This is a genomic window from Paenibacillus sp. E222, from assembly GCF_013401555.1.
Classification (GTDB): Bacteria; Bacillota; Bacilli; order Paenibacillales; family Paenibacillaceae; genus Paenibacillus.
The window spans coordinates 4985844-4999571 of record NZ_CP058552.1 but is presented as its reverse complement, the minus strand read 5'-3'; the positions used below and the strand labels follow the sequence as shown (position 1 = coordinate 4999571).

The following is a 13728-nucleotide window of genomic DNA, read 5'->3' as shown; positions in this document are numbered from 1 at the left end:
ATATAATATGCGCTCATTATAAAGCTGGAATGAGTGCATATTATATTTAAGATAACTGAGTTGTGTGATACGACAAATATAATATGCGGGATCACATATTTATCCATACGAAATTAAAAATATCTCGGGGGTTATAAAAAGAAAAAGCCACATTTATCCATGAGATTTAACTGATTGTTTCATTTGAATTATAACAACTGTTTCACAAAACTCGTATTTTGTACATATGTATATGCTTCATACATCACATCCCCGTTAGGCCATATAGTAACGTGTCTGAGGACAAGAACTTGTACCGTTAAAGGACAAGAACTTGTACCCATTGACGATTGACGTTGTTCTTCCCTTCATTTTTTTAACGCTTATTACATATAAAAACCCCATTAATTTTAAAATGAAAATTAATGGGGTTTAAAAACTTAATCTTTTCACATATTTATCAACTGACTTTTGTAGCTTTAAGTTCTCCTCATTAGGGTTACTCATAACGAGCATTGCGATTTTCTGAGGTGTAAAAGATTTCATGGATTTAATCTCTTCTTTGTTACGCTCATCCTGATGCGGACATTTCCATTTAGATCCCGATTGAATTTCATCTAGATGATAAAACTCAATTGAGCTTGATGAAGAATTTTCACATTTAATATATTTTATTGCTATGTTTGGGAAACTGTTATCTCTTATTTGTTCAATTTCGTTCCATTGAGGTACACTGGCTTCCATACTTCTTTCGCCTGCAACTTTCAACCAATCAATAAAAAAGTTTGCACTAAATTTAGTTATTATCTTTTCTAATACCCAGAATAATACGTTCTGATTAATCCCCCCTGCACTTCTCATTTGATAACTAATGATTTGGTCCGCAAAGTATTCTAAGTGATCTCTTATGATCAATGGTCCTCTATAAAAAGAATCATTATCTACTGTTCTACACAGGGTATCACAGTAAAAATACTCTTTGTTCAACAGAGATTTTCTCCAAAATACATAGGCATATGCATATGTACATATAGTCGGGAAATCAGCTAATTCATCTGTTTTTTTGAGTTCCATTAGTTGAGAAATACAATGTCTATGTTCCTCCAATACAGTTGTTAGTAGTTCTTCCTCTACTCTCTGGTATGCAGCGGAACAAACACGTAATAATTTATTTTGAAATGGGCTGGAAAAATATTGATCATGCTGAACAGGGTTAGAATCGTCAAATTCAATAGTTTCCTCTGGAGAAGCTTTGATTAACGATTTTAAGTTGCAGTGTTGTGCATGAATGATCCATTTAAACTGATTTTTATTATCATCTGAGTTTTGAAGCCATCGGAGTATATTTTGGTCCAGATTGTTCGGTCCCATCCATTCATTCCAACTAGATGAATGTAAGTGTGCGAGAGAATACCCACACTTACACATAAATGCATGACCCAATTGTTTGTTTGTTAACAAGAATGGTATTTTCTCTCTACATTTAGGGCATGAGTTAAGCAACTTACTCTTATGAAATACACATTCGTTAAAGAGTTTAAACTGATGAAACCAAGAATGATATCCCCCGCTTAAACAACGTTCACACCAATGCAGGTCTTTGTAAAACCAATGCTCCCAGGAACTATACAAACCATGAAAAGGCTTAATCAAGGATTGAATGATATGATTATTGTGTTCCTTTAGATTAATTTTTAAAGTTTGATATAGTAATTCTTCATTGAAACTTTTCAATTCCATAAGCTCTCTCTTTTTATCACCAACGTCATGCTTTACGTTTTTTATATTTTCATTTCCAAAATAACGAAGTAATTCGTTTCGATCAGCTAAGTTAACTAGAGTTAATTTCTCGAATACAGACCAGGGTGACTCATATTCATAAAGCCATTCTTTTCTCCAAATGACGTTCATTTAGTTAGCTCCCTTGTGTGCTAATGCCATATAAATCTCAGATTCAATGTAACCAGAAAGCTTAATTGCTTCCAACCAATGTTGTGAAGTAATCCAATCTAACTGTTCGCCATGTGATCCATAAATTTTCAACGCATTTTCAATGCCATAAGTAAAATATTCCATCGGAATTTCTAGATCAGAAGATACTCCATGTTCTTTTCGAAGTGACATAAATTGTTGATAAATTGTATCAGCATCCATCTCAAGTCGATAACCCTTTTGAAATCCCTCAGGAAAAAAGTAACGTGTGTAGCTCCATCCACTATTTTCTGGATAGCAAGATATGTCTGGTTCATCATAGCATCGCAGAACACGCTTTATTTCCTCAACGGAAGTAAGACCAAAAAAACGATGTTCATGAGTCATAAAGCGACCAATAATCTGTGACTTTTTTTGTTCGAGAAAGAATGTTCGTCTTCCCAACAGTTCCTCTTGCCCAACCGATATCACTGACATACTTATCTTCTCACGATCCAACTGATTATAGATATCCATTAACCAGTTATAATGGTACTCAGTTAGCCGGTGCGCTTCGTCCATGATAAGTATAATTCTTCTTAAACGGGACTTTTCAGCTTTCTCCATTAACAGATTGACAATTTGGTTTCGCAAATCGGATGGCTTTCTTCTATTTATAAAAGGAAACTTAAAATCATTTAACATGTCAACAAAAAACTTTTCTTCGCTAGGAACTTTATAAGAGTTGGTATTAGCAATCAAGATTGGTAAAGGAGCTTCGATGTATGTGGGGAAATTTTCAATTGCAAATTTTATTGCAAATGTTTTTCCTATTCTAGGGCGCCCATATACAATCATCCCAGGTAAGCGATTCATAACAATTTTTTTTAAACTTTCAATTAGTCGAAGAACTTCTTTAGTTGGCAGCAGATAGTGACCAATTTCAATCGGATGTGTTCCGATACGAACCGTGGGTTTGTTCATGTGAAAATATCTCCTTTATTAAAATGATTTTGTTTTGAATTGTTTCAATAGTTGATCGTATATATCCATTTCATTTAATTTCTCTTTTTTGAGTTGCTCTTCTCTTACGTTATCTAATAACTCGTTTTGTCGATGGGCTTCTTCCAAACCTTTAGTTTGTTCTTTGGGTAAATTTGAAGGTTCATATTTACTTACTTCATGAACTTGAGTAATTTTATTTGTCATATTCCTTGATTTTTTTGTACGCATGAGATAGTCAGTGTAAACGAAAATAGGATCATCCCACGTAGTGTAGTGGAGAAGTTTTCTTTGAACTAGAGAGTTAATGGCTTTTCTAGTTTGTAGAGAGTGAGCTGTAAGTGACCATCGGCCGGCTACTGTTAAATAACCAAATTCACTTCCATCTGGAAGAAAAGCCTTTAACGTTCGAATGTCATCCACGTTTACATGTAGCACAAGTTCTGTGTTTAACAAGTAAGCTGAGTTAGCAAGCCTTTCACTTCGATACTCAGCGCCCTCAAACTGGATGTACGGCTTCTTACCGGATTTTAAAGAGCCTCTTACAGTTCTTTTTTGAGTAGTCTGCATAAAAAGCAACTCCGATCGTTTGGCTTCTTCAAGACGTCTTGGCATTAATCCAGTTGTCTTCATTCTTTTTTCCAAAAGTTCGAGAGGTGTTTGGTGATAAATTCCACCATGAGGAGTGCCATTGTAATTAGAAATCAGTACATCAATCAGTTGTTTTAAATGATCATAGGTAATGTTTAGGCGAAGAGCCTTCTGCTCAGGATTGTTTCTTCGTGGATCATTTGGCCCGTTACCCGTAGTATTTGGTAGACGATGAAATCCATTTTCCTCCAGTGTTTTGAAGAATCTTTCAATAATGCCCCTTCTCATTGGTAGTGCTACAGGCCCTAAATTCATAGAACAACCAATTAAGTTGTCCAGTCGATCTTTTACCATTTTGGCATAATGTGATTTAGCATTATCTAAACAAATCACATCCCAAACTGCCCAGGTTAGTTTAGGAAACTTTTCTGATGGGAATCCACCAACAGATTGATACGATAAACCAGGTATTGTCAGCTCTAACTGCTTATGTGGCATAACTGAATTACGAACGCAGTGCATGACATCACTGGCGCTATATTCTTTACTCAAACTTATGGAGTATCCCAGAATGTTACGACTAGCCACGTCAATAATTGTTAGAATCCAAAAACGCTCCAGAAGCTTAGTTACCAGATCTCCATCAGGTGTAGTCAAATCTATTGCAAAAAAACCATCGATTCGATGAGCATCAAACTGAACTTCTTGGAAGGGGAATAACTTTGAAATGTGGTTTTGTGTTTCCTCTCCAACATGTCTTGCTTTTTGCATTGCATCATTGCCATGTCGAGCGACGGATTTCCTGAAATTCTGTAGAGCTAATTGCTTAAGGTAACGTTGTACTGCTTTATATCCCATCCATTCTGTATTAAGGGGATAATCTGAGTAAGTTACTCCTTTTGACCGACATTCTTCTATAAATCGTTTGTGGACGTGCTTTACTTTCATTACCGGCTCCAGGGAGCGATTCTTTCTTCCCAGAAATAAATCTTCGATTAGTTCTCTAATATCAGGATGAATATCAAGGAATCGATTAAATTCACCTGTTTTTCGATCGTTATTTTGATTTTTATTAAATACGTCAAGTTGGTACACTTTTACGTTTTTCTGTGGAATTAATCCCCGAAATCCTATAACGACACCATCTCGATCATACTGCATGCATCGTTGAACTAACCTTCTCAAGTTTCGAGGAGAAACTCCAGTCACTTCTTGGATTTCCTCTAATCTATCTCTACTAAAGTACATATTAACGGCTTTTTTACGCTGAATGTAATTCGTACGCATCGGCTCCTTAATTGAACTTTCATCAACACTGGGCCAATGTACAGGATTAATTTGTTCCTGCTCTAATCCACTTTGTTCATAGATACGTGATCTACTCATTTTTACATACCTCCATTTGGCTTCCCCAAATTTGGTTTTCAATGTCTACTGTGAGATTGCCCGTGTAATATAACCACTTGAGTGCCAAATTTACATCGTCTGCTGGAAAACAAGATATCTCTTTGATGATTTCTTGAATCTTCTTGTTACGCACCGTTATGGAAGCCAATACATCTGAGATACAAGCGGGCTTTTCACTATTCAGAACTGCTGTGACAATGGATTTCCTGTTTTCTATTGAATGCCGCCCCCTTCTAATGGTTTTCTCAGTGCGAACTTCATAGGCTTTGTGATTTAATCTGCACCATTCTTGTTGTGCCTCAATCTGACGTTTGGTTCGATCATATTTAGGATGATTTGAAGTAAGTTCTTTCTCATATTTGACTTCTATAAAGGTTTCCTTACCATCCTGATTCAAAGTCCACATATCGAATATGCTTGTACGTAAGTGCCCTTTTAAAACATATGATATTTGCAAAGGTTGCTCACAATACGTTAAAACCTCCGGATTTGTTTCCACAGTAAGCCAGTGATCAAATTCCAAATCACTGTACAGCTCAATATTGCGTTTATTTACTTTGTTTCCACGTGAAATCCAATAATTATTTCCATATTTCTTACTGCGTAATATCTTGAGAGGATGATACTTAATGTCTTGATTTTTCTTCACAAAGAACATCCCTTTCATAATTTGTTTAAGTTATGAACAAAGAAACGCTTTTTTATACTCTCTATGTATAACTAGTGCCTATCTATGAACATACTAAGAAGTAATAGAATTATAGACGGAGGGGTTCAAATGTCAGAAGAACAGTTCTATAAGTGGCTAGGAGAATGTCTACGAGACCTTCGGAAATCGAAAAAGCAAACACAAGAAGAGATTTGTCAGAGTTACCCTCTTGCCCGCTCTTCCCTAGCAAACATTGAGCGAGGTAGGCATATGATCAGTGCATATAACTTATATTTGCTACTTCATATTCTAGAAATTCCTCTGGAATCTTTATTTAATAACCAATCGTATGAAGGAAGAAATAAATCATAAATGTATAAATCAAGGGCAAAATGGGAACACAGCCAGAAAAGAATTAAGGATGTGGTTCAGGTTATGAAGGTACAAGAATATCGTGATTTAGAAAAACTATCAGACATAGCAAATGAGCTGCCTAAGGTAGTTACTAACTTTATTGAGCAGAAGCTAGATGAGAACGTCTCGCCTTCAAGTCTATTAGAATACTCAAGGGATTTTCGTATATTCTTTAGTTGGATCAGACCAAAACTCTGGCCATACGTTGCATCAGAAAGTGAGCTGAAATTGGAGTTGTTTAATGATATTAAACGTGAGCATGTGGAGCAATTTGTTGACCATCTATATGTGTCAAGAAATTTGCAATATAGCTCTATGGTACGTAAGTTTAACGCATTACGTTCATTATTTAGCTTCATACATCTCGAGTTTGAGATCAAGGGGGTTCCAGTTTTACGCCGTAATTGGTTTGCTACATTTACTATGGAGAGGCCCAAAGGTCCAATGGAAGTTGCTCGTCAGATGCAAAACAAAGTTTTAAGATTTAATGAGATCTATCAATTTGTTCAATTCGTTCAGGAAGGAGTTTCTGAGCAGAATAACCTCCAAGCTCAGTGGTTCTATATTCAAAATCGAGCCAGAGATGTGAGTATTATTACATTACTTTTGGAATCCGGCTTAATTGTAAGTGATTTAGTTAATATGGACATAAATGATTTAAATCTGATCGATAACTATATCCTAATCACGAGACAACAAGCCAAAGTCAGAATGAGACATAAAGTTATGTTTGGGGAAAAAGCTAAACAATACCTTATTGAATACATGAATACGAGAACGAAATTTTATAATCCTCAAAATGAGGAAGAAGCATTCTTTTTAGCTAAGAGCAATGGTGAAGTACACGGGAAACGAATTTCTAAAAGGACTATTCAAGTTTTTGTTAAAAAGTATGCTTCAAAATTCGGTGCCTCGGAAGTGACCACTAGGCAACTTACCCATTCTTTTGGTCTACTGTATGCTGAAAAAAATACTGTGAGAAACACAAAGCAGCAATTGGCCCAACGAAATATTGAAGCAGTGGAGAAGTATTTAATTTTGTCTAGTATTATCAAATGAACTTCATTACAAGGTGGCCTTATCTAAGCCAGATGAGGCTCTTTTGGTTTTTCAAATAATAGCTCCTAGTTTATCTGTCCAGTTATGTTTTTCTTCAGCTCCTTTAACTGGTTTAATTGCTTATGATAGTGTTCTACTTCTTCCAAATTCAAATCTCTAACATTAACCCATGTGGCCAGACTTACCTCCTGGTGTTTTAAAGATATAATAATTATGGCTTCATAATAGTTGTGTAAGTACACTACGGGTATCTTCCACTCTCCTTCCTCTCTCGCTAGCACAAACCATTTCTTCTTAATCACTGCACTGTTCGTGTATAATCTGCCATTAAATATAATTCCTTGAGCTGTTACGGTAGCAATTCCAATATCTGCTCTTAAGTGACTTATCATCCTCTCCACCTCCTTTATCATTTATGTCCAGATAAAATGATATATAAACATATTATTTTAATTAAATAATCCATATACATTAATGTATCGAAGGTTTCCCATTGTTTAGACTGAATTAGAGGTGTGGCAATGAACGAACCTGTTTTAAGATTAGTAGGACAACGTGTCCGCGAATTACGAAAAAAACAAGGATATTCACAGGAAGAATTAGGCGAAATGGCTGGTTTTCACTTCTCCTACATCGGGGGCGTTGAACGTGCTGAGAAAAATATTACCTTGTTAAATCTTCAGAAAATTGCGGATGCTCTTCAAGTCAATGTCCATGAACTCTTTTTTTACAGCAAATATGTTAAGACTGGCAAAAATGATAAAGAGAAATTGCTAAACGAAATCAATGAGAAGCTTTGGCCTATGAAATCTTCCGATCTAAAAAAGGTTAACCTGCTCTTATCTGAATTTTTCGATAGTTAACACAAAAAAACCGATGTATCTGACATCGGCTTTTTTGTGTTTCATTTATTCCTTCCAGGCTGCTTCACTTTGTATGTTAATCCAAGAGTATCTATTATTCTGCTGTACTAGTCCCTCCATCATATTACGCTCACTCGTTAATGTTAAAAGCAAATATTTCGTTTGGATGTTCTGAACATGTAGAAGCTCATACACTTTTGATAATGAAAAGTATCCTTTAGCTACATATAATCTTACTTGTTCCATATTAATCTTTCCGCTTCGTTGTAGCAGCTTCCCCCCTCCCATTTTATATGCAGCATCGGTATCAATGTTTGGATCTGGAATTACTATACTTAGCTTTCCTGCAGGTAAGGTTACTTTGTGCTGATTCGTGCTCAACATCTCCTTACATGCCAGATTACGAATAGATTCCCAATGTTCAACAAAGCTAGAATATATCCTTTTATAATGCTTCCATTGGTCTAAGAGGTGGTTTATATTCTTGTTAGTTACATACTTTCTGTATAAAATGAGTTCCTCTTCATTGTGGCCACCGATTCCTCTAATAGGAGTAAATCTTAAATATGTGTTGCCGGCCGTGCAGAATTCTTGAAGCAATAATTTCTCTGTCTCATTTAATTGTTTTAATTTAATCCGGACCACTTTAGACAGAACTCCATGATTCTCTAATAAGTCGAACAATTGTGGATTTTTCATATCATATTGTTTATTTGCTATGAATTTTCCAACAACACCATGCTCAGTCCACTCAAGTCGTTGAAGTCCCAGGGATGATTGATATTCACCAATAGCTTGTCTCAGCAATTTTACTTTTGCACCTGTCGAGTTCATTTGCTCATAGTGTGATGATTGAACAAATTGAATGATTTTCTCTATACTCACTAATCTATTCTCCTTTGTGATCAGATTAGTGAGTGGTATTGACCATTGTTATTTGTTTTATACAGACAAAGTGTACTTTGAAAAACAATGAAAGTATTATTTTTATGTTTAAAGAACCTCCCCTTAAAATAAGAGGAGGTTCCAGGAATTTAGATTTAATTAATAGGTGTACGTGCTTTGTTCTTTAATTAATGACTAAATAATTTATACAGCCGCAGTCAGGGCTGTAACAAGGGCTGGAATGCCAGTTTCGAAAAATGAGTTCATATATACGCACTCCTTACCAAACGAAAAGTGTAAAGTTTTCTTGCCCCGGTTTTCCTCAAAAGTAATTAACATATTTAGTTAAATGTTTTTATTGAAAAAATTCTGGATAATCCTTTTCTAAATCTTCAATTTTACCATACTGACTTGTTACTTCTTCTAATAATCTCCGGTATCTCGAGTTTGAATACCTATTACCATGACATTGCTCATTTGAATGAGATCCTTTTAACAAGGTTCGAAATTGATCAATAGTAAAATTAACATAATAAGGTTCAATACAAAGATCATATGCAAAATCAGCTGCCCTATAGTGCCCACTATGTATATAATAGCTAATCATAGTATCGTTAAATTTCCATATTACTTGATTATCCACTGCTAGTTGATATAAGAACCTTATTTCATCTATTTGTAATTGGTACATATGAGTATATGGCTGATTATAATACTCTCCAACTTGCCATAAACTTGATTCGATAAGGTCAAAATGTTTTTCAATTGAGTCTGACATAAAATATGATTTAATCATAAGATTATGATTAGACTTAGCTCGATTTCTTAAAATTTCAATAGCATGATTACTTAATTGTACATATACATTTGGGAAAATAGTGAAGAAATCAAAAAGTTTACTTAAAATCATTTCCTTATCAAGGAATTCGCTAAAGAAAGATTGCTCATTCCTAAAATATGTAAAAAGAACTTCTTCATTATGTTCATAAATAATCGTTAGCACTTTAAAGTTAATTTCACGGTTCTTTGTCTCTCTCGGTCCTTCATTTCTAAATACCATCTTCCATAAATTCTTGAAAACATATTCAGTTAATTCTTTGTTAAAATGTTGCAGATACTTGGATTTTATATATTTTATAAGTCTCTCGGTTTCAACAAACTCGCTTTTTATGCGTTCGATTTCTTCTAAAAAAGGTACAAATACATTCTTTGTAAAAATTGGACTCTTAATCAATAATCCATTCAACATATTTAAAGTTAGTGTTTCAACAAGTTCTTTACTTGGTTCGAATAATATATCTATTGAGTTGATAACAGGATGAGCCGCTAAATTCCTATAGTTTTTTAAAGTTATAATGTGCGTATAAACATCATTTTCGAGAAGTTTTGCTTCTTTAAACGACTTTTCTATTAGATTTGTTTCCCATGTAGATGAGACGGGTGAGTCTTCTTTTTCAACGTTCAAATCACTTAAAATTTTATAAGCTTTTAGATCATTATGAATATCTCTTAGATCCATTAATTTAAAAACCAAATCGCAAACTACAACCGAATAAAGAACAACTACTGCCGACCTATAGTTTCCATTTTCTATAGAGCTGACAATCTCTCCAAAATATGATTTTGTTTTGTGATGATAAATTTTCTCTTTCAATTCATTGATCATGCTGTTCATAAACTCCTCAATCAGAATTTTATAATATTTCTAGCTTATTGATTGCAAATGACATAACATAATGATTATAGCATAGTGTTTACTGAACTTTACAATCAAAGAAATGTAGCTACGCATTGATTATCTTCCAACATTACCCACGAAAATATACTTGTCAAAGCATACTCTAGTCACCGATGGTTGAAATATGAATACTTTATAAAGTTTAATTTTAAATTTGATTGTTGGTTTTGTGTTAAAAACAACAATTTAGAATCTAATTTGTATTTTAACAATGCCATTTTGGGAGGAACATATGTATATTGATCGATTAAAGATAACAGGTTTTAAGAAGTTTAAACAATTTTCAATACCATTTAAACCCCAAGTCAATGTGTTGATAGGAGAAAATGAAGCTGGGAAAAGTACAATTTTAGAAGCAATTGATATTGTGTTGAATCAGAAAATATTCTATTCGAACAATATGGTAGAGAAATACTTCAATATAGATAATGTAAATACATTTAAAGTTAAACCCTCCATACAAACTCTTCCTAAAATAGAGATAGAATTATTTTTAAGTTCAAGTACAGATTTAAATATGGAATATTTCCATGGATTACACTGTTCGTCTCTAGAACCTTGCATTGGTTTGAAATTCACATATCAATTTGATGAAAATTATCGTGGATTAATTGAGAATCTCTTCGATACACCGTACCAAAATGAAATTACTATCCCTATTGACTATTACATTGCGGAGTGGACTACATTTGCTGGTCGAAAGTACATAAATAGAAAATCACCATTAAAAAACATTTTAATTGATAACTCGATAAGAAAAAATAATATCTTTGATTCCTATTCAAAAAAAGTGTTTTTAAATACCGTTGATACAATCAGCAGACAAGATCTATCTTTCCAATTTCGTAAAAACATTCAAAAATTCATGAATGAAAACACTACAAAGTTAGAAATACAAGATTATAGTTTTGGCTTTGATGAAAGTAAAACAATTTTTGAAAACTTGTTAGATTTAAAAAGTGACGGAATATCAATTCAGAATATGGGAAAAGGAAAAGAAAATCTCATAAAGACTGAAATAGCACTTGATGCTTCAAGTGATCTGATACTGCTCGAAGAACCTGAAAATCATTTAAGTTACATCAACACTCGAAAACTAATTCTTGACATTCAAGGCACTTACAGCATGTCTCAGATTATTATCACGACACATAATCCTTTAATTGTAAGCCGCTTAAATATCCAAAATACGATTTGGGTAACTGAGAATGGATGTCTTTCTCTAAAAGATGTACCTAAGGAGACTGCATCATACTTTATGAGAACTGATAACCTACAGCTCCTTAATTACATCCTTGCTCGTAAAGTGTTATTAGTTGAAGGAAATAGTGAGTACATCCTACTCCCTCAATTAATAAAGAATACTCTTAACTATACTTTAGATGAAAAGAAAATTGAATTAATATCAGGTGGTGGAATTACGTATAAACATTATATTGAACTTTCTAAAGTACTCAAAAATACTTTACTCGTTATTACAGACAACGATGGTGATCAAGAGATTATCGATACAATTTCTGGGCTCAATGATGCAGAGTTAAACATTTGCGTAAAATGTCCCTCAAACATTGAAGAGTTCACTTTTGAAATATGTTTGTTTAATGAGAACCAAGAAGAACTTTCAAGTATCTCTAAAAAAAAACCAAAAACAATCTCTGAGTACCGAAATAAAAAAGTGGACAAAAATCTAGCTTATATGTTGAAAAATAAAACTGAATCTGCGTTAAGAATTTCTGAAGAAGAAACATATAAAAATAATATAAAGTTACCAAGGTATATCCAGGAGGGAATTCAATGGCTCGTTCAACAATAATGCTTGCCGTTGCAGGATCAGGAAAAACCTATTATATCGCAAATGAGTTAGATCCTACTTTAAATAATTTAGTAATTACCTACACAAAACAAAATGTTGAAAATTTGAAAAGAGAGCTGATTTTAAAGTACGGTTCTATCCCTTCAAAAACACAGGTTTTAACTTTCTCTAGCTTCGTCTATAGATGGCTATTGAAACCATTTGAACCTGTTTTAGAAATTGGTGATAAGGTTGGTTTAATCTCTGAAGGAGTGGAAATTTTTCAGGAACCAGAACCTTTAAGGAAATTAGGAAGTTACAATCCCAAATATGTGAGACAAAATAACCACAAACATTATATTTTAAAAAAAAAATATTATTCATCTCGTATGTCCTCACTGTTTCTTTCTCAATCTCCATTAGTTTTAAAAATGATTTTACAACGGTTGCAATTTTTTTGTAATCATATTTACTTTGATGAATTACAAGACTTTATGGGTGATGATTTCAAGTTACTAGTAAAACTAATCAAAACTCCAAATCTTCAATTATTTGCAGTAGGTGACTTTAATCAGCATTCAGTAAGTAAGTCTGATTTCACAGCAACTAAACCATTCCAAAAAACGAATAAAAGGTATTTGTTTATAGAAGAGTACAAACAGCTTTTTGGAAAAAAAGTTTTTATTGATGAATTCTCACTAATCAATAGCAGACGTGTTCCTAAAGAAATATGTTCAGTTATAAAAAAGAAACTTGGGATTCGTATAGAATCTATAAGTGAAGTAAGTGGATTTTTCAAATTATTGCTTGAACATTCAGAAATAGTAGGTGTTCTTAACGATCCTACTGTTGTTAAGTTATTTTATAACAACAGTCAAATTTACAATATATCACCAGCAATAAATTGGAGTTATTCAAAAGGCGATACTTATGAAAAATGTTGTATTATTTTAACTAAAACATTTGATGATTTATTTGATGAGCATTTTTCGTATAATAATTTGTCCCCTATGCAAGTTAACACTCTTTATGTTGCGATGACCCGATCAACACACGAACTATATTTTATCCGAGAGAAAGATTTTAAGAAGATAAAAAGTAACTTTCTTATTGCAAACACATGAGTATTAGTCAAAGGAGCAGAGCACAATGTTCAGCTACATACTTTGTTTTAAAACGTAACCATTTCCGTAGAATTTCTTTCATCGTCCATCTCGGCCCTAACACTAGCAAATGGTGCTGGGAAACCACTTGGATTACTGGCTATATTGAGAATTATGTACAGCTTAAATAACCATATTATGTAACTATAAAAAACCTCCCTCTTAATTGTGAGTGGAACGTCTCTTATTGAATCTATTATTTGAGTTTATACAGTATATTTCCTGTTAGGCGGAAATCACGCTTTCCTATGACGTCAACACTGCAGCTGCCTAAA

General features: G+C 33.6%; 12 protein-coding genes. 5 read left to right on the top strand and 7 right to left on the bottom strand.

All coding sequences use genetic code 11. The features are described 5' to 3' along the window. Positions 1-411: 411 nt before the first annotated feature. Genes HW560_RS22320 through HW560_RS22305 form a run of 4 tightly spaced genes read right to left on the bottom strand, consistent with a single transcriptional unit; the run spans position 412 to position 5539 of the window. On the bottom strand, positions 412-1890 hold the full coding sequence (locus HW560_RS22320) for a hypothetical protein (RefSeq protein ID WP_179264785.1): 1479 nt from the start codon (positions 1888-1890) through the stop codon (positions 412-414). Continuing rightward, positions 1891-2874 (bottom strand): AAA family ATPase, encoded by a 984-nt coding sequence (locus HW560_RS22315; protein ID WP_179264784.1) that lies wholly within the window; start codon positions 2872-2874, stop codon positions 1891-1893. 18 nt (positions 2875-2892) lie between these two features. Beyond that, the gene (locus HW560_RS22310) at positions 2893-4869 is read right to left on the bottom strand and encodes a hypothetical protein (protein WP_179264783.1); all 1977 of its coding nucleotides are present in this window, start codon (positions 4867-4869) and stop codon (positions 2893-2895) included. After that, positions 4862-5539 carry a TnsA endonuclease N-terminal domain-containing protein gene (locus HW560_RS22305; protein WP_179264782.1) on the bottom strand — a complete coding sequence of 226 codons (678 nt, stop codon included), beginning with the start codon at positions 5537-5539 and terminating at the stop codon, positions 4862-4864. The genes HW560_RS22310 and HW560_RS22305 overlap by 8 nt, the downstream gene beginning before the upstream one ends. Before the next feature lie 84 nt (positions 5540-5623). Here HW560_RS22305 and HW560_RS34495 point away from each other — a divergent pair, with 84 nt between their 5' ends. Next, the gene (locus HW560_RS34495; RefSeq protein WP_373564955.1) at positions 5624-5911 is read left to right on the top strand and encodes a helix-turn-helix domain-containing protein; all 288 of its coding nucleotides are present in this window, start codon (positions 5624-5626) and stop codon (positions 5909-5911) included. Positions 5912-5974: 63 nt separating this feature from the next. Continuing rightward, the gene (locus tag HW560_RS22295; RefSeq protein WP_179264780.1) at positions 5975-7012 is read left to right on the top strand and encodes a tyrosine-type recombinase/integrase; all 1038 of its coding nucleotides are present in this window, start codon (positions 5975-5977) and stop codon (positions 7010-7012) included. A gap of 65 nt (positions 7013-7077) precedes the next feature. Here the strand turns inward: HW560_RS22295 and HW560_RS22290 are convergent, their stop codons facing one another. Then, the gene (locus HW560_RS22290) at positions 7078-7404 is read right to left on the bottom strand and encodes a hypothetical protein (protein WP_179264779.1); all 327 of its coding nucleotides are present in this window, start codon (positions 7402-7404) and stop codon (positions 7078-7080) included. A 129-nt stretch (positions 7405-7533) separates the two neighbouring features. Here HW560_RS22290 and HW560_RS22285 point away from each other — a divergent pair, with 129 nt between their 5' ends. After that, on the top strand, positions 7534-7875 hold the full coding sequence (locus HW560_RS22285) for a helix-turn-helix domain-containing protein (RefSeq protein ID WP_179264778.1): 342 nt from the start codon (positions 7534-7536) through the stop codon (positions 7873-7875). A 45-nt stretch (positions 7876-7920) separates the two neighbouring features. On the opposite strand, the gene HW560_RS22280 is transcribed toward HW560_RS22285, so the two are convergent. Both HW560_RS22280 and HW560_RS22275 read right to left on the bottom strand, forming a co-directional pair. Then, positions 7921-8760, bottom strand: coding sequence for a hypothetical protein (locus HW560_RS22280; protein ID WP_179264777.1), 840 nt, complete (start codon positions 8758-8760; stop codon positions 7921-7923). 355 nt (positions 8761-9115) lie between these two features. Then, positions 9116-10426: a hypothetical protein gene (locus HW560_RS22275; protein WP_179264776.1), complete on the bottom strand. Its 1311-nt coding sequence runs from the start codon at positions 10424-10426 to the stop codon at positions 9116-9118. Positions 10427-10730: 304 nt separating this feature from the next. On the opposite strand from HW560_RS22275, the gene HW560_RS22270 reads away from it, so the two are divergent. Further along, positions 10731-12311, top strand: a complete 1581-nt coding sequence (locus HW560_RS22270; RefSeq protein WP_179264775.1) for an ATP-dependent nuclease — start codon at positions 10731-10733, stop codon at positions 12309-12311. Further along, a complete protein-coding gene (locus HW560_RS22265; protein ID WP_179264774.1) occupies positions 12293-13414 on the top strand; it encodes a DEAD/DEAH box helicase family protein in 1122 nt (373 codons plus the stop codon). The genes HW560_RS22270 and HW560_RS22265 overlap by 19 nt, the downstream gene beginning before the upstream one ends. Positions 13415-13728 lie beyond the last annotated feature (314 nt).

What these genes read in the sequence shown, in the direction of transcription:
- HW560_RS22310 (WP_179264783.1), bottom strand. Translation starts at nt 4,869, where the DNA reads ATGAGTAGATCACGTATCTATGAACAAAGTGGATTAGAGCAGGAACAA.
- HW560_RS22320 (WP_179264785.1), bottom strand. Translation starts at nt 1,890, where the DNA reads ATGAACGTCATTTGGAGAAAAGAATGGCTTTATGAATATGAGTCACCC.
- HW560_RS22290 (WP_179264779.1), bottom strand. Translation starts at nt 7,404, where the DNA reads ATGATAAGTCACTTAAGAGCAGATATTGGAATTGCTACCGTAACAGCT.
- HW560_RS22270 (WP_179264775.1), top strand. Translation starts at nt 10,731, where the DNA reads ATGTATATTGATCGATTAAAGATAACAGGTTTTAAGAAGTTTAAACAA.
- HW560_RS22285 (WP_179264778.1), top strand. Translation starts at nt 7,534, where the DNA reads ATGAACGAACCTGTTTTAAGATTAGTAGGACAACGTGTCCGCGAATTA.
- HW560_RS22265 (WP_179264774.1), top strand. Translation starts at nt 12,293, where the DNA reads ATGGCTCGTTCAACAATAATGCTTGCCGTTGCAGGATCAGGAAAAACC.
- HW560_RS34495 (WP_373564955.1), top strand. Translation starts at nt 5,624, where the DNA reads ATGAACATACTAAGAAGTAATAGAATTATAGACGGAGGGGTTCAAATG.
- HW560_RS22275 (WP_179264776.1), bottom strand. Translation starts at nt 10,426, where the DNA reads ATGATCAATGAATTGAAAGAGAAAATTTATCATCACAAAACAAAATCA.
- HW560_RS22315 (WP_179264784.1), bottom strand. Translation starts at nt 2,874, where the DNA reads ATGAACAAACCCACGGTTCGTATCGGAACACATCCGATTGAAATTGGT.
- HW560_RS22295 (WP_179264780.1), top strand. Translation starts at nt 5,975, where the DNA reads ATGAAGGTACAAGAATATCGTGATTTAGAAAAACTATCAGACATAGCA.